Source organism: Reyranella sp. (assembly GCF_004297405.1).
GTDB lineage: Bacteria > Pseudomonadota > Alphaproteobacteria > Reyranellales > Reyranellaceae > Reyranella.
Window position 1 is genome coordinate 1 of record NZ_SCVC01000017.1, and the last position, 15948, is coordinate 15948.

Annotated in this window: 18 protein-coding genes and 1 tRNA gene; 13 read left to right on the top strand and 6 right to left on the bottom strand. The window is 64.0% G+C overall.

Annotation, left to right across the window (positions count from 1 at the left end):
* The 6 genes from EPO50_RS13210 to EPO50_RS13235 all read left to right on the top strand — a co-directional run.
* Positions 1 to 235, top strand: a 235-nt coding sequence (locus EPO50_RS13210; RefSeq protein WP_296344711.1) for an OmpA family protein, incomplete at its 5' end; no start/stop codon positions are given.
* A 95-nt stretch (positions 236 to 330) separates the two neighbouring features.
* Positions 331 to 1194 (top strand): TauD/TfdA family dioxygenase, encoded by an 864-nt coding sequence (locus tag EPO50_RS13215; protein WP_296344713.1) that lies wholly within the window; start codon positions 331 to 333, stop codon positions 1192 to 1194.
* A 138-nt stretch (positions 1195 to 1332) separates the two neighbouring features.
* Complete coding sequence (locus EPO50_RS13220) at positions 1333 to 1506, top strand: lasso RiPP family leader peptide-containing protein (protein ID WP_296344716.1); 174 nt, start codon at positions 1333 to 1335, stop codon at positions 1504 to 1506.
* A 177-nt stretch (positions 1507 to 1683) separates the two neighbouring features.
* Positions 1684 to 2268 carry a protein-tyrosine-phosphatase gene (locus tag EPO50_RS13225; RefSeq protein WP_296344718.1) on the top strand — a complete coding sequence of 195 codons (585 nt, stop codon included), beginning with the start codon at positions 1684 to 1686 and terminating at the stop codon, positions 2266 to 2268.
* 149 nt (positions 2269 to 2417) lie between these two features.
* Positions 2418 to 3350 carry a hypothetical protein gene (locus EPO50_RS13230; protein ID WP_296344720.1) on the top strand — a complete coding sequence of 311 codons (933 nt, stop codon included), beginning with the start codon at positions 2418 to 2420 and terminating at the stop codon, positions 3348 to 3350.
* 24 nt (positions 3351 to 3374) lie between these two features.
* Entirely contained in the window at positions 3375 to 3878 is a 504-nt protein-coding gene (locus EPO50_RS13235) for a peptidoglycan-binding protein (RefSeq protein WP_296344721.1), read from the top strand.
* A gap of 179 nt (positions 3879 to 4057) precedes the next feature.
* On the opposite strand, the gene EPO50_RS13240 is transcribed toward EPO50_RS13235, so the two are convergent.
* Both EPO50_RS13240 and EPO50_RS13245 read right to left on the bottom strand, forming a co-directional pair.
* On the bottom strand, positions 4058 to 4834 hold the full coding sequence (locus EPO50_RS13240) for an FkbM family methyltransferase (RefSeq protein WP_296344722.1): 777 nt from the start codon (positions 4832 to 4834) through the stop codon (positions 4058 to 4060).
* Between the two features lie 617 nt (positions 4835 to 5451).
* Positions 5452 to 5527, bottom strand: a tRNA-Thr gene (locus EPO50_RS13245).
* Positions 5528 to 5640: 113 nt separating this feature from the next.
* Here EPO50_RS13245 and EPO50_RS13250 point away from each other — a divergent pair.
* Genes EPO50_RS13250 through EPO50_RS13265 form a run of 4 tightly spaced genes read left to right on the top strand, consistent with a single transcriptional unit; the run spans position 5641 to position 9653 of the window.
* Positions 5641 to 7086: an L-lactate permease gene (locus EPO50_RS13250; protein ID WP_296344724.1), complete on the top strand. Its 1446-nt coding sequence runs from the start codon at positions 5641 to 5643 to the stop codon at positions 7084 to 7086.
* A gap of 51 nt (positions 7087 to 7137) precedes the next feature.
* Positions 7138 to 8007, top strand: coding sequence for an NAD(P)-dependent oxidoreductase (locus tag EPO50_RS13255; RefSeq protein WP_296344726.1), 870 nt, complete (start codon positions 7138 to 7140; stop codon positions 8005 to 8007).
* 28 nt (positions 8008 to 8035) lie between these two features.
* A complete protein-coding gene (locus tag EPO50_RS13260; RefSeq protein ID WP_296344728.1) occupies positions 8036 to 8668 on the top strand; it encodes a glutathione S-transferase family protein in 633 nt (210 codons plus the stop codon).
* A gap of 7 nt (positions 8669 to 8675) precedes the next feature.
* On the top strand, positions 8676 to 9653 hold the full coding sequence (locus tag EPO50_RS13265) for a tripartite tricarboxylate transporter substrate binding protein (protein WP_296344730.1): 978 nt from the start codon (positions 8676 to 8678) through the stop codon (positions 9651 to 9653).
* 57 nt (positions 9654 to 9710) lie between these two features.
* Here EPO50_RS13265 and EPO50_RS13270 read toward each other — a convergent pair whose 3' ends face one another.
* Entirely contained in the window at positions 9711 to 9980 is a 270-nt protein-coding gene (locus EPO50_RS13270) for a hypothetical protein (RefSeq protein WP_296344732.1), read from the bottom strand.
* Positions 9981 to 10150: 170 nt separating this feature from the next.
* On the opposite strand from EPO50_RS13270, the gene EPO50_RS13275 reads away from it, so the two are divergent.
* Positions 10151 to 10966: an N-acyl homoserine lactonase family protein gene (locus tag EPO50_RS13275; RefSeq protein WP_296344734.1), complete on the top strand. Its 816-nt coding sequence runs from the start codon at positions 10151 to 10153 to the stop codon at positions 10964 to 10966.
* A gap of 40 nt (positions 10967 to 11006) precedes the next feature.
* Here EPO50_RS13275 and EPO50_RS13280 read toward each other — a convergent pair whose 3' ends face one another.
* A complete protein-coding gene (locus EPO50_RS13280) occupies positions 11007 to 12587 on the bottom strand; it encodes an ABC transporter substrate-binding protein (protein WP_296344736.1) in 1581 nt (526 codons plus the stop codon).
* Positions 12588 to 12625: 38 nt separating this feature from the next.
* Positions 12626 to 13810, bottom strand: a complete 1185-nt coding sequence (locus tag EPO50_RS13285; protein WP_296344739.1) for an FAD-dependent oxidoreductase — start codon at positions 13808 to 13810, stop codon at positions 12626 to 12628.
* Here EPO50_RS13285 and queF point away from each other — a divergent pair.
* The gene (gene queF, locus EPO50_RS13290) at positions 13809 to 14297 is read left to right on the top strand and encodes a preQ(1) synthase (protein ID WP_296344741.1); all 489 of its coding nucleotides are present in this window, start codon (positions 13809 to 13811) and stop codon (positions 14295 to 14297) included. The genes EPO50_RS13285 and queF overlap by 2 nt on opposite strands.
* A complete protein-coding gene (gene queG / locus EPO50_RS13295; protein WP_296344743.1) occupies positions 14297 to 15484 on the top strand; it encodes a tRNA epoxyqueuosine(34) reductase QueG in 1188 nt (395 codons plus the stop codon). Before queF ends, queG begins: the two co-directional genes overlap by 1 nt.
* Here the strand turns inward: queG and EPO50_RS13300 are convergent.
* Positions 15452 to 15910, bottom strand: a complete 459-nt coding sequence (locus tag EPO50_RS13300) for a nucleoside deaminase (RefSeq protein ID WP_296344745.1) — start codon at positions 15908 to 15910, stop codon at positions 15452 to 15454. The genes queG and EPO50_RS13300 overlap by 33 nt on opposite strands.
* Positions 15911 to 15948: the final 38 nt, after the last annotated feature.

A 15948-nucleotide genomic window follows, 5' to 3' on the forward strand; every position in this document is an offset into this window, starting at 1 on the left:
CAAGGGCAACGCGCGGATCACGGCGACGGGCCACACCGATACGTCGGGCTCGGAGCAGTACAACATGGCGCTGTCGCTGCGCCGTGCGAACGCTGTGAAGGACGCTCTGGTGCGTGAAGGTGTCCCGGCGACGGCCATCGCGGTGATCGGTCGTGGCGAGCAGGGCCTGCTGGTTCAGACCGGCGACAACGTCCGCGAGCCGCAGAACCGCCGCGTCGAGATCGTCGTCCAGTAAGATCCCGAACTGCGAAATCGAGGGAACGGCCGGGCAATGCCCGGCCGTTCTTTTTTGAGTAAGATGCGGGAGCGAACGATCACGAGGTTCCCGCCATGGCCACCCGTCTCGAGATCAAGCCTCTCGACGCCACCTTCGGCGCCGTCGTCACCGGCATCAAGCTCGCCGAGATCGATGAAGCGACCTGGCGCGAGCTTCATGCCACCTGGCTGAAGTATGCGCTGCTGGTTTTTCCCGGCCAGTTCCTGAAACGCGATCAGCAGATCGCTTTCGCCAAGCATTTCGGTCCGCTGGAATTCGAGATGGCTGCAATCAGCAACGTGAAGTCGGACGGCACGCTCCGGATCGAAAAAGACAACGACGACGTGATGAAGATCCTGAAGGGCAACATGGGCTGGCATGCCGACAGCACCTACATGCCCGTTCAGGCCAAGGGCGCCGTGTTCAGCGCCGAGGAAGTGCCGACAGTCGGTGGCCAGACCGGCTGGGCGGACATGCGCGCCGCCTATGATGCGCTGGACGATGCACGCAGGGCGCGGGTCGAAACGCTGCAAGCTTATCATTCACTGCACTACAGCCAGTCGAAGCTCGGCCATGAGACCCGCAAGTCGGATGGCGAATACAGCGGCTATGGCTTGCACAACGGACCGATCCCCCTCCGACCTCTGGTGAAGACGCACCCTGAGACCGGTCGCAAGTCGCTGTTGATTGGCCGTCATGCACACGACATTCCCGGCATGGACCGTGAGGAATCCCAAAGCTTCCTCGAGGAGCTGGTTGATTTCGCCTGCCGGCCCCCGCGTATCTACCATCATGACTGGGCGGCTGGTGATGCTGTGGTGTGGGACAATCGCTGCCTGCTGCACCAGGCGACGCCGTGGGACATGACCCAGCGGCGCATCATGTGGCACAGCCGGATTGCCGGTGATCCCGCAAGCGAATCGGCACTGGCGGCATAAATTGCACGGGCGTCCACATTTCACACGCATTGCATTGAGAACATTGACTGCACCGCTCGCCATGAATATGGCGAGGCTGCCTAGCTGGGTGGAAGTCCGGCCGAGCAGTTTGGGAACTCTGTGGGATGTGGGAACCACATGAATGACAATGGAAAACAGGACGCCTCGTCCGTCGATGAGCCGATCCTGAAGAAGCCTTATGCGCCCCCGGTTCTGGTGCAATGGGGAACCTTGCGCGACATCACTCAGTCGGTCGGTTGGAACGGACGTAGTGACGGCGGCAAAGGGAAGCATCACCGCCGCACGCGCTGACGAGTCAGCGACCTTACGGCCCCCGTGTCGGCTCGCTCGTGTGCACGATCACGCCGCACTCGTAGGTTTCCGGCGCGCACCAACAAGTGAAGCCTGAGCCAGCGCAACGCGCTTCATTCCTCCTCGGGCCGACGGACAATGTGCTATCTGCCGGGCCGAAAAGGCACGAGGATCGCAATGAAGCCCATCTCGATTTCAGTTCTCACGATCTGTGGCATCGATGAATTGTCCGCTGCTCACAGCGCGCCAGTCTCGCATGTGCTGTCGATGCTCGATCCCGATCGCGCCGACGTCGATGCTTTCTCCGCCTATGCGCCGCACCATCGCACGCTTCTTCGCTTCCACGACATCATCGACCCGGAGCCCGGGAGGATGATGCCGACGGCAACGCACGTCGAGGCGATCCTGCAGTTCGGTGAAGAGCTGGCGACCTCGCGCACCAACCGTCAGGACGGCCACCTGCTGGTGCATTGCCATATGGGCGTATCGCGCTCCACGGCCGGCATGCTGTCGCTCCTCGCCCAGCTCTATCCCGACGAGCCGGAAGCGACTCTGTTCGAGAGGCTGCGCAAGATCCGCCCGCAGGCCTGGCCCAATTCAGTGATGATCGGTTATGCCGACGAGCTTCTCGGCCGCAAAGGCCGCCTCGTCGATGCGCTCCGGAAACACTATGGCTACCAGGTGGAGCATCGCCCCGACCTGGCCACCTGGATGAAACAGTTGGCGCGTGGGCGTGAAGTGCAGATGGCAAGCCCCATCTAGTCGGCCAGGTCGCTCCAACAGTGAACGCGTCCGTGGCGTTCCTGTGACACCAGCGGCCGCGGACACTGTCTGAGCTTTTCGTTGACGCCGTCGAACTAGTACATTTGGATACATCCAGGACGAGCACTCCTTGCAGAGGCAGGTGCGTCGTGACCGATACGCTCAAGAAAGTCGTGGATTTCCTCCGCAACCCGGACTTTTTCGGCGGTAAGCTTGCGGCCGCGGGCAAGGATTTCCTTTTCACACCTGGTGAAGGCGCACTGAAGCTTCCATCGTCGGTGGTATCTGCCGTCTCCTACTGGTCGGGCTTGCAAATAAGCTTCAACTACATCGTGAACGTGGGCGACACCCTGTCAGTCTTTCCGGTCGGCGGCCCCATTCACTGGATCGATCCAAGTGGGCTCAAAGGGCAGAGGCTTCCCGGGTCGTACTTCGACTATTTGAACGGCAACCACCCCGGCAAGGTGAACCGCGCGACATTCGACAAGCCCGGCAAGGGCATCCCCGACATCATGACGACGAGGAACAACAAGAAGCAGTTCTATGAGATCAAGCCGGACAACGCCGGCGGTCAGCGAGACGGCAAGGAAAAGCTCGATCGTATCGATACGACCTTGGACCGCTTCTTTGCCAAAGGTTTCTACCAGCCGGGTCAGCAACCAGATATCTTGCCGCTCAGTCTCAAGTGCGTTGACGTCTCTTGCGGCGCGGGAAACTGCGAGGTCTTCCTCGAGCAGCGCCTGCAACCGAACGGCTTAATTCTCTACAAATTCCGCTTGAGGTTCGAGATAGATCCAGGCCCCTTCATCACCAAGGCGGTCATCGCCCTTGCTATCGTAGCCCTCATCGAAGGTGGCGCAGCTCTCATGTCACGCGCTGCCGGCCAGGCCGTCGAGCGAGGCGTCGTCGATGCCGTAGAGGAAGTAGGTACCAAGAAGATCCGCGTGGAGTTGCTGAAACGCATCGCCGAACATGCCGGCGGCGAGGCGGTCGGCGAACAGATCGGTGAGCTGGGCGCCGAATCCGTCGCCAGGGAAGTGGCGAAGAAGGCACTGCAGGTTCTACCCGTACCTTCACCGTAGCCCCGATTTGCGCAGGAGGCTTAGATGGCAACAGGTGAGTCGGTTCTCTCCGGTTCTGTGGGCGGGGGAGGCGTCAACCAACGGTCCGACGTCGGGCTGGTGCAGATCCTGCTCAATGTCATGCGCGGCATGCAGAACAAGTCGCTGCTCGCGGTCGATGGCATTTGTGGCCCCCTCACGATCGCAGCCATTCGTGAATTTCAGGTCGAATTCGCTTCGGTAGCGGATGGCCGGGTCGATCCACGTGGGCCGACGCTGCATCTCCTGATCTACTCCTACATGACGATCCTTCGGTTCGGCGTAAAAGGACTGACCAAATTTCCGGCATCGTTCGGCACTCTCGTTTTTGAGGAAAGGATCGACGCCAAGGAACTCGGGGACGTCATTCGGGATGCGCTGACCGACATCAAGCGCGGGATCACGCCTATGCTTCGCGGCGGAGGGTCGGCGCCCACGCCACCCGCGCCGCCCACGCCACCCAAGCCGCAGCCTCCTCCACTTCCCCCCAGGCCGATACCCAACGTGTGAGCACCGGCATAGGCCACTAGCGGCACGCCGAAGCGTTTCCCCGATTGGCGGGTGCGTTCTCGCGCGAGGAAAAGTAGTGGTGCCACTCGGCTACTTCTTTCGCGGGAGTTGTCTCACAGCGTCTTCAGCGGCTCGGCCGGTTCAACGTCACGCGCCCTTGCGGCAGTGAAACCGACTGTTCACGGCTGCCCCGACCAGCACAACAACCAGTCATAGTGGTCCTTATCCCCTTCGAATGAAGCCTTACGACTGAGTCCCTCCATCGAAATCAGATACCGATCGTACCCGGAGAGGGCATCGCACTCGTTCAGAGCCTGGGCTGTGAACGGTAGAACTTCGATCACGATGTCTGGATGATACTTTTCGATCAACGGCCTGAGTGCTTCGAGCAGATGAGGTTCGAATCCCTCGACGTCGATCTTGATGAGTGATCGACCGCCTGCTCTCCCCAGCCAATAGTCCAGTTCCGAAGCAGCGAGCGTTACGACGGTACTTTCTGTGATCTCATCGGAAAAGAGCTCGGAAAATGGCCGCATGAATGAGCCATTCGTCAAATGGCCGGTGGGCTCGAAAAAGGTCTGCGCCCCAGAGGATCGACCGATCGCTGCTTGGTAGGTGCTGACAAAGGATGTCCCATTGGCCGCAAGGTTGGCGATCAGACGGCGATACGCCTTCTCAGAAGGCTCGAACGAAACGATGCGGGGCGTCACATCTCTCGACAACGATGCGGACCGGTACAGGGCATCGAGAAAGACCGTGTAGATGCCGACATTGGCGCCGATCTCGATGATCAAGTCGTACTTCGCAACAACATTGTCTTCGAGCCATCCTACCAACGCCGGCTCGTAGTGGAACTGCCTGCAAAACAGCGCCTCGGCTTCGAAGCCGCTGAGTTCGGGAACAAACGACACGTCTGTTCCCTTCCCCATCCGCACCCTGCGCGCCGCAAAGCGCATTGGCTGCCATTGGCGTCCATAGATGTAGCCGCACACTGAATTGTGGACGCGAGTACTCAGTGAGCGCGGTAATAGGTTGCGGCTCACAAACGAAACTAGGTTGATGTACGCTTGCGCCAACCAGGCAGGGCCCTTGGATAGATAATCGTGGGTGCGATTCGCGATCGGCTTTATCAACCCTGAACCTCTTCAGCCCAAACCAAAGTGTGTGCACGAGCAACGGTACGAACCCTCGCCATCCACCGTGTTTCATTGCGACACTGCCGGCAAGGGCATTGGCGTATCCGTGGAGGAGTTTGAAGACGGCCAACGATGCCGAGGCCACTCGAGCAGCCACCAAGGCTTCGAGGGGCATGCGAAGAGCGAGGGCTTGCTCAACTTCACGGAGACGAAGAATGCCTCTTCCCGCGCGCTGAGTCAGGGGACGAAGCTGCCGGGAGCGGAACGCCGCGACATACCGGTGCAGCCTGATGAGGTCGGCCTGGACCATTGGACAGAAGTCCACACGAAGAAGGCGGACAAAACGCGACGGAACTGTCGCGCTTTTCCAGAATTCCCCTCAGGCGCAACAGAGACGTGGGTCTAAGTGCTTGATCTGCAACGATGTGGAAAAGCTTTGGTGCCCCGAGACGGAATCGAACCGCCGACCCCATCATTACGAATGACGTGCTCTACCAGCTGAGCTATCGGGGCATGGCGGCGGGTTCTAAGGGAAAGGGCACGAAGGCGCAAGGTGGCGTTTTTGGCGGGCTCGGTTCGGCAGCCCCCGAAGCATGGAAACGCCCGAAAGGCCCTAAAAGCGCCGCATGACGACGATCCTGGCCCTCCTTCCGCTGCTCCTGGTGCTGGGCCTGCTGGCCTCTGGCCGTGCGAGTGCCCTTGTCGCAGGCCTGGTGGGGCTTTCGGCCACGCTGGCAGCCTCGGCGGTGATCGTCACCGGCGCGCGCGGTGGGGAAGCTCTGGCCGGCCTTTTCGTACACGAGACGGCCGCCGGCTCCTGGCTCGCCTGGCACGTCATCGCCATCATCGCCGCCGGCATGTTCTTCCATCGCTGCCAGCAGGCACGCGGCGCGGTGGCCAATGGTGGCGCGCTGGAGGCCAATCCGCGACGGCTGTGGTCGGTCTGCTTCCTGCTGGCGCCGTTCGCCGAATCGGTGACAGGCTTCGGTGTCGGCTACATCATCGCCCTCGCCGCACTCCGTCGCCTCGGGCTCAACGGCATGTCGGCGCTGCTGCTCGGCCTCTACAGCCAGTCGCTGGTGCCCTGGGGCGCGCTGGCCACCGGAACGACGGTCGGCGCAACTTTGGCCGGCCTCACGCCCAACGAACTGGGCCTCTCCTCGGCACTGCTGCAGATCCCGATCCATGTCCTCTATCTCGGCCTCTACTGGCGATTTGCGCGCGAGGCGGGCTTTGCCACCTCGATCGCGCAGAAGATCGACGACGCGGTGTGGACGGCGTTGCTGCTCGGTCTGATCTGGCTCGCCAACCGGTACACCGATGTCGAGATCGCCGGCGCCGCCCCCACGGCGTTCCTGCTGGCCGTGCGGTTCTGGCGCGACGAGCGGCCGGACGCGGCGCGGCTCAAGTCGGCGTTGCACGCCAACGCGCCCTATGTCGCGCTGACGATAGCGCTTTGCGCTACGCGACTGGTGCCGCCGTTGCGCGATCTCCTGAAGCCGTTGTGGGCGATGCGGCCCTTCGAGGGCCAGCCAGCCTTCGCGCCGCTCTATGCGCCGGGCTTCTGGCTGGTCCTGATCGGCGTCGTCACCGTGTGGCTCGCGCGGGCGTCGCTCGGTCGCGTCTTGGCAGAAACCGGCCGCGGCGCCTGGCGCTCCTGCGCCGTCACCTTGCTGTTCGTGGTGATGGCGCAGTTCTACGTCGGTTCCGGCATGGCCGATACGATCGCCGATGCGTTGCGCGACGTCGCGGGCCGAGGCTCGGCGATGAGTGTGCCAATGTTCGCCGCGGTCGGCGGTTTCCTCACGGGGGGTGGTTCGGCTGCCAACGCCATGCTGATGCCGATGGTGACCGCGCTGGCGCGCGCCATCTCGATCGACCCGGCGTGGATCGCTGCGGTGCAAAACAGCGTCTGCACCAACCTCACCATGCTCTCGCCGATCCGCGTTTCGATGGGCGCGGCGATCCTGGCGTTGCCGGTCGCCGAATCGGTGCTCTACCGACGCGCCTGGCCGCTCGCCCTGCCTCCGCTACTGGTCGGTTTCGCGACCATCCTCGTCCTGCTGGCTTAGGCTCGATTTGGCTCTATGATCCGCCCGCAATCGACTGCGCGGGAGTGAACTATGGCCAAGGTGGCATTTCTGGGTCTGGGCGTGATGGGCTTTCCGATGGCGGGTCATCTCGCCGCCAAGGGCCACGAGGTCACTGTCTACAACCGTACCTTCGCCAAGGCGGAAGCCTGGACGCAGAAGCACAAGGGCAACGCCGCCAGGACGCCCAAGGAAGCCGCGGCCGGCCAGGAGATCGTCTTCTGCTGCGTCGGCAACGACGACGACCTGCGCTCGGTCGTGCTCGGTCCCGACGGCGCTTTTGCCGGGATGGCCAAGGGCGCGATCTTCTTCGACAACACCACGGCCTCTGCCGATATCGCTCGTGAACTCCACGCCGAAGGCAAGAAGCTCGGCATCGAGTTCATCGATGCGCCGGTCTCGGGCGGGCAGGCGGGCGCGGAGAACGGCCAGCTCACCGTGATGTGCGGCGGCGAACAGGGCCCCTTCGACAAGGCCAAGCCGGTCGCAGATGCCTTTTCCAAGGCCGTGACGCTGATCGGCCCACCGGGTTCGGGCCAGATCACCAAGATGATGAACCAGATGTGCATCGCCGGCATCGTGCAGGGCCTCGCCGAAGCGCTGAACCTTGGCCAGCGCGCCGGCCTCGACATGGAGAAGGTGATGAGCGCCATCTCCAAGGGTGCGGCGCAGAGCTGGCAGATGGAGAATCGCTGGCAGAACATGGTCAACGGCAAGTTCGACTATGGCTTCGCCGTCGACTGGATGCGCAAGGATCTCGGCATCGCCATGGCCGAGGGCAAGCGTCAGAAAGCCGGCATGCCACTGGTCGCCTTGGTCGACCAGTTCTACGAGCGCGTACAGGCGCGCGGCGGTGGCCGCTGGGATACGTCGAGCCTGATCCAACCGCTGCAAAAGCCCTGAGCACGGCATCACACCAACGGAGAGCGCGATGACCTACACGCTCTGGGGACGTCCCGGCTGGGGCTCGACGATCGTCGAGGCTCAGCTCGAACTGTACGGGCTGAAGTATCGCTACGAACCGGTCGAGGATCTCTTCCGCACCCCCGGCGCGGGCGAGAAGCTCGAGAAGGTGAATCCTCTCGCCCAGGTGCCGACGCTGGTCATGCCCGACGGCAGCATCATGAGCGAGAGCGCGGCCATCACGCTCCTGCTGGCCGACGTCACGGGCAGCGAGGCACTGGTCCCCGGCCCCGGCGCGCCCGAGCGGGCCAAGTTCCTGCGCTGGCTGGTCTTCCTGGTGGCCAACATCTATCCGACCTTCACCTATGCCGACGATCCGGCGCGCTTCGTGTCGGTCAATGCCGCACGCGATCCGTTCCGCGCCGCTACTGACGCCTATGCCCAGCGGCTGTGGCGGCAGGTCGAACGCGAGGCCGGCACCCCCTGGTTCCTGGGCGAACGCTTCTCCGCCCTCGATATCTATGTCGACATCATGACCCGCTGGCGCCCCAAGCGCGGCTGGTTCGAGATCGAGACGCCCCGGCTCTTCGCCATCGCCCGTCGGGCCGATGCGCTACCCGAGCTGGCCAATGTGTGGAAGCGTAACTTTCCCAATTCGTGAGTAGTCAATGAAACGACGCAGTCTGGTCGCTGCCCCTCTCCTGGCCCTGGCGGCCACCACTCTCGCCATGCCTGCATGGTCGCAGACCAACTATCCCGACAAGCCGATCACCATGGTCGTTCCCGCCCCGCCTGGCGGCGGCACCGATCTCGTGGCGCGGCTCTATTCCGATCTGCTCAGCCAGGAAATGGGGCAACAGGTACTGGTCGACAACCGCGGCGGCGGCAACGGCAATATTGGCGCCGCCCTGGTGGCCCGCGCCAAGCCCGATGGCTACACACTGCTCATGCAGTATTCGGGTTTCCACGCCGCCAATCCGGCGCTGATCAGCAACCTGAACTGGGATCCCAAGGATTTCGTCGGCATCGCCATGGGCGCGATCGGGCCGCATGTGATCGTGGTGCCGAAGAAAGTGCCGGTCAGCGATCTCAAGAGTTTCATCGCCTACGCCAAGGCCAACCCAGGTAAGCTGAACTACGCCTCGGTCGGCCCCGGCTCGGTGCCGCATCTCGGCGGCGTGATGCTGAACAAGGCGGCCGACATCGACCTCATGCATGTGCCCTACAAGGGCTCAGGCCCGGCGACTCAGGACACCGTGGCCGGCCAGGTCGAGCTCTTCATCGTGACGCCGCCGTCAGTCTCCGGCCATATCCGCAACGGCAACCTGAAGGCGCTGGCGCTCGCCAGCACGGAGCGCCTGCCGGCCTTCCCGGATATTCCGACGACTGCGGAAGCGGGCCTGCCGGGCTTCATCCTCGATGGTTGGTTCGCGCTCTTCGCGCCGGCCGGCACGCCGCAGCCGGTCATCGACAAGCTCAACGCCGCGATGCGCAAGATCGCCAAGATGGATGCCACGCGCGAACGCGCCAACCAGCTCGGCATGGTCCTGAAGGACTGGGATGCCGCGCAGATGGACAAGTTCGCCAAGGACGAGGTCGCGGCCTGGGGCAAGGTCATCCGCGACAACAAGATCACGGTGGATTGAGTCGTTGAGGGGGGGCGCTGCCGACGTAGTGCGCCCCTAACACTCAGCGCCCCGGCCTCAGAACGTCTGTCTGACGCCCACGATCTCGCCTAGACAGCGGCCGACATGTTCGGCGGTCTCGGGCGCCAGCCCCTCGACCTCGATCTCGACATTCAGCGCATCAGCATCGGCTTGCGCAAAGACGCGCGCCGGCACGAGTCCACGCTTGGCCAGGAGCTCGAGCGCACGCGGCAGCACGCCGGGCTCGACATCGGCTTCGAAACAATAACGAACGGTGGAATTGCTACGCTTGAGCGCCAGAACGGCGGAAGAGGCGGAGGCGGACATCGGGTGATTCCTCTGGTGACGGACGAACAGCAACGGCCCGGTCTGCAGTGCAAACCGGGTTGCTAATTCGCGTCACGAGGAGGTCCGTGCGGGCCATGGCGCGACTATAGCGCCGGAAAGGGCCGACGCGCTACGCTCCGCCCCAACAACCCGTCGGGAAGGAAATAAAGATGCGTTCGACGCCCATCTACGAGGTACATGCGGTCAAGTATGCCCACCTGCCGCGCAAGGCTTGGGAAGTCCAAATCAACCCCGACCCGCACGATGCCGACTTCCCGATGGACTATTTCGTCTGGGTGGCGATCCCGCTGGACGAGAGCGGCAAGCGGGCGCTGGGCGGCAAACCCATCGTCATCGACACCGGCTTCAACGCCACGGTCGGCAAGCAGCGCGGCCGCGAGGTGAAGAAGAACCCCGCCGACCTCCTGGGCGATCTCGGCATCGACGCGGCCGAAGTCGAAGACGTCATCGTCACTCACCTGCACTACGACCATATCGGCAACTGGGACCGCTTCCCCAAGGCGCGCTTTCATCTTCAGGACAAGGAGATGAACTTCGCGACCGGCCGGCACATGTGCAAGAGCCCGTTCCGCCACGCCTACGAATGCGAGGACATCGTCGGCATGGTGCGCGCGCTTTACGGAGGCCGGCTGGTGTTCCACGACGGCGACGAGGAGCTGCAGCCCGGCATCTCGCTGCACCTGATCGGCGGCCACACGATGGGCATCCAGTCGGTACGCATCATGACGCGCAATGGCTGGCTCGTGCTCGCCTCAGACGCCAGCCACTATTTCTGGGGCGTCAACAACGACAAGCTCTTCTCGATCGTCTTCTCGGTCGCCGACATGCTGGCGGGCTACGACAAGCTGAAGAAGCTCGCCGACGGTCACACCGAGATGGTTATCCCCGGCCACGATGCCGAAGTGATGAAGCGCTTCCCGCCCTCGGCCAAGGGGCTTGAGGGCGTGAGCGTCAGGTTGGATTGAGTTGAGGGGCGCGGCACTGGGGTGCCGCGCCCGCAGCAGGTCACTTCTTCTCGACGTTCCACAGCGCCATCGCCGGTGACGGCAGCAGGCCCGTCGCCTTGCGGCCGAGCGCCGTCGGAGTCTGGAACTGGCCGAGCGGTGCGTGCGTCGGATACTCGACAGCGCGCAGCTGGACCTGCTCGGCGATCGCCTTCTGCTTGGCCGGATCGGTCTCCTTGGCATAGGCGTCGCGCAGCTTCTCCAGCTCGGCATCGCAGGTCCAGCCGAAGGTCGCCTTCTCGCAAGAGGCGTTGAGGAAGGACGTCGCCACCGGATCGAGCACGTCGACGGCGGCCCAGGAGGTGAAGTAGGCGCTCCAGCCGCCCGCAGACATCGGATCCTTCTTGGCGCGGCGGCCGACCAGGGTCTGCCAGTCCATCGACTGCAGATCGACCTTGAAGCCTGCCTTCTCGAGCTGCGGCTTGGCGACAGTGGCGAGGTTGTTGTGGCCCGGCGTGTCGGTCTGGTGCATCAGCACGATCGGCGTGCCGTCATAGCCCGCTTCCTGCAGGAGCTGCTTGGCCTTGGCGACATTGCCACTGAGCTTGTCCTCCCAGCCCTTGGCCGATTCCAGCGGCGAGCCGCACGGGAACAGCGACTTGCACTCCTTGTAGAACTCCGGGTTGCCGACATTGGCGTCGAGGAAATCCTTCTGGTTCAGGGCATAGAGGACGGCCTGGCGCACCTTGGGATCGTCGAACGGCTTGTGCAGCACGTTGAAGCGCATCGAGTACTGACGGCCCGCCTGGTTGATGACCATGATCTTGATGCCCTTCTCCTTCTGTACAAGCGGCAGAAGGTCGGGCGGCACGATGTCGATCAGGTCGACCTCGTCGTTCAGGAGCGCACTGACCTGCGTCTGCGCGTCGGGGATCCAGAGCCATTCGATGCGGTCGACCTTGGCAAGCTTGCCTCCGGCCAACCCCGATGCCGGTTCGGAGCGCGGCTTGTACTTGGTGTTCTTGAGGTAGACGACCTTCTCGCCCGGCTTCCATTCATCCTTCTTGAAGACGAAGGGGCCGGAGCCGGTAGCGTCGGTGATCTGCGTATTGGGATCGGTGGCGGCAATGCGTGCCGGCATCATGAAGGGCACGTTCGAACCCGGCTTGCCCAAAGTGCTGAGCACCAGGCCGTACGGCTCCTTCAGCACCATCTTGATTGTCTTGTCGTCGGGCGCCGAGAGCTCTGTCACGTAGGACATGAGCTTCTGGCCCATCGTGTCCTTGGCGCCCCAGCGCTTCAGCGAGGCGACGCAGTCGGTAGCCGTCACCGGCGCACCGTCGTGCCAGGTCATGCCGTCGCGCAAGGTGAAGGTCCAGGTGAGCTTGTCGTCGCTCATCTTCCAGGTGTCGACCATCTGCGGCTGCACCTGCAGTTTGTCGTCGAGAGCGAACAGCGTGTCGTAGACGAGGTAGCCGTGATATTGCGTGATCAGCGCCGTCGTCCAGATCGGATCGATGATCTTGAGGTCGGAATGCAGCGAGGCCTTGAGGGTGCTCTGCGCCGAGGCAGGCGCCGCGAACGGCAAAATGGCGGCCACGGCCGCAGCCGCGACGGCCAAACGGCGGGTAATACGCAACATGGAAGCTCCCTTGTTCTTAAGACGGCAGAATAGACCGCTCAATCGCCCTGCGCGATATCCAGCAGGGCTTGCCACTCCGTCAACTTGACGCGAGGTCGGCCGACAGCCGCTCCTGCGGCAATCTCATGCTTGTCGATGCGATGCCAACCCGCGGCATCGACCGCGATAGGCAGTACGTCCGGCCCGCTCTTGGGGTCGCGGTCCTTCAGCCAGGCCAGCACTTGCTGCGCTACCGCGTGACTGTCGGCCCGATTTGTCGGAATGGTGCCACTTGGCCCACGCCGCGCCCAACCCACGGGAAATATGCCCTCACCCTTCGGGAACGGCTGGCCGGTGTAGCCGATGCAGGTGATCACCAGGTCGGCTTTCACCGTACCGGTCGAGAGCTCGACCTCGCCGGCGCGAATTGCCTTCGGCGTCGCATGAAAGGTGAAGTGTACCGTGACGGGCTTTTCGCCCGCCTTGTGAGCGGCAAAGCCCTTCAGGCTGTCGATGTTCTTGGTCTTGCGCAGCTTCTCCGGTGTCGAATCGCTCGCAGGCGCGACTGCCTCCAGCACACTGGCGTCGGCTACCGACACCGCGCGCACCAGCCGGCCCATCTCGGCCAGCTCGTTGTTGGTGAAGGAGGCATGCTCCGCGCCGCGGCGCCCGATCACATGGATGTCCGTGATCGGGGCGGCCGTGATGGCGGTCCCCGCCTCGGGCACGATGTCGGACTTCGTCATCTCCTCGGCGCTCTTGGCCAGCACGCGCGCCACGTCGAGCGCGACATTGCCGTTGCCGATCACGGCGACGGACTTCACCTGCGTGAGATCGGGACCCTCGCGAAAATCGGGATGGCCGTTCAGCCAGGCCACCAACCGCCACGAGCCCCAGACATGGGGCAGCTCCTCGCCGGGGATGCCGAGCTTGCGATCGACCACCATGCCGGTGGCAACGATCACCGCGTCGTAGGCCGAGACGAGTTCGTCCCATGAAAGATCACGGCCGACCTCGATATTGCCAGCAAAGCGCAGGTCGGGCTGGGCCAACAACCTGTCGAACTGGCGGACCACCGCCTTGGTGCCCTGATGGTCGGGTGCGACGCCGGCGCGGACCAGGCCGAACGGGGTCGGCAGGCGATCGATGACGTCGATGTGAAGGTCTGGCTGGCCGCGCAACAGCCCGTCTGCGGCATAGAAGCCCGACGGCCCGGCACCCACGATAGCAACCCTGTGAGTCATGTCCGTCCGCTTAGCATATGATGGCGCCATGGCTAAATACGCAAAGCTCCGTCAGCTCGGACGACCCGCCGCCCTGCCCGCCTCGCCGGCAGAGGCCATCCTCGAGACGGTGCCGAACCCGCATCCGGGGACGCTCTATCTCGTGCGCTTCACGCAGCCGGAATTCACCTCGCTCTGCCCGGTAACCGGCCAGCCCGACTTTGCGCATCTGGTGATCGACTTCGTGCCGCGTGCAAAATTGGTCGAGAGCAAATCGCTGAAGCTCTACCTCAACAGCTTCCGCAACGAGGCCGCCTTTCACGAAGATTGCACCGTGGGCATCGGCAAGCGGCTGGTGAAGACCTTGGCGCCGCGCTGGCTGCGCATCGGCGGCTACTGGTATCCGCGCGGCGGCATGCCGATCGACGTCTTCTGGCAAACTGGCGCACCGCCGAAGGGCCTGTGGCTGCCCGACACCGGCGTCGCCCCCTATCGCGGCCGGGGATAATGACCCGGCGACCGCCGACACCGACGCGGCCGCCACAGCGCGCCAGCCCGCGCGCGTTACGCGACGCCATCCGTGACAAGGCGCTGGCGCTCGGCTTCGATGCCGTGGGCTTCGCGCCGGCCAGGCTCGCGCCCGACGCGCGACGGCAACGGCTCGAACGGTTGGCTGCCTTCGTCGACCAGGGTTTCCACGGCGACATGGGATGGTTGAGCGATCGCGCCGAGGAGCGCATTGATCCCGAAACTCTGTGGCCCGACGCCAAGACTGTCGTCTCGGTGGTGTTGAACTATGGCCCTGCGAGCGATCCCCGCAGCGTGCTGGCCGAGAGTGAGCGGGCCGCCGTCTCGGTCTATGCGCAGGGCCGCGACTATCACGATGTGATGAAGACCCGATTGAAGGCGCTGGGCCGCTTCATCTGGGATACCTATCAGCACGATCTCAAGGTCTTCGTCGATACCGCGCCCCTGATGGAAAAACTCGCCGCGCAGCAAGCCGGTCATGGCTGGCAGGGCAAGCACACCAATCTGGTGTCGCGCCAGTTCGGCTCGTGGCTGTTCCTGGGCGAGCTGCTGCTGTCGGTCGAGCTGCCTGCCGACGAGCCGGAGAAAGACCATTGCGGCCAGTGCCGCGCCTGCCTCGATGTCTGCCCGACCAATGCCTTCCCTGCGCCCTACAGGCTCGATGCAAGGCGCTGCATCTCCTACCTCACCATCGAGCATGAAGGCGCCATCGACCGTGCGCTGCGGCCCGCACTCGGCAACCGCATCTATGGCTGCGATGATTGCCTGGCCGTCTGCCCGTGGAACAAGTTCGCGCAGGAGGCCCGCGAGACGGCCTTCGTGCCGCGCGCCGTGCTCGATGGGCCACACCTGGCCGATCTCGCCACGCTCGATGACCAAACCTTCCGCACGCGCTTCTCCGGCACGGCGGTCAAGCGCATCGGCCGCGACCGCTTCCTGCGCAACGTCGCCTATGCGCTGGGCAACAGCCGGACGCCAGCGACATCGCTGCCGGCGGTCGAGCGGCTGTTGAAGGATGCTTCGCCGCTGGTGCGCGGCGCGGCCGTCTGGGCACTGTCGCAACTGGCGCCGGCCGAGTTCGAGCGTCGCCGCCGGACGGTTACCGAGCCCGACGCGGAGGTGTGCGACGAGTGGTCAGCGCCGCTCCCTGAAGAACGCACGCAGTAGCTCGCCCGCCTCGCGCTCGCCGAGGCCGGGATAGAGTTCCGGCCGATGATGGCAGGTCGGCTGATCGAAGATGCGCGGACCGTGCTCGACGCCGCCGCCCTTGGGATCACCCGCCCCCCAGTAGACGCGCCGCAGCCGGGCAAAGGAAATCGCCTGCGCGCACATCGGGCAGGGTTCGAGGGTGACGTAGAGATCGCAGTCGACCAGCCGAGCCGAGCCGAGCCGCGCCGCCGCCGTGCGGATCGCCAGCATCTCGGCGTGCGCCGTTGGATCGCTCAGCGCCTCGGTGCGATTGCCCTCTTCCGCCAGCAGCGCACCGTCCGGCCCCACGATCACGCAGCCGATCGGCACCTCGCCGCGCGCACCGGCGGCGCGGGCTGCGGCGAGGGCGCGTTCCATGGGCGTGAGGTTCGACGCATCGGGCATGCCGGCCACTATAGCGCTCACGAGCCCACACGCGTATC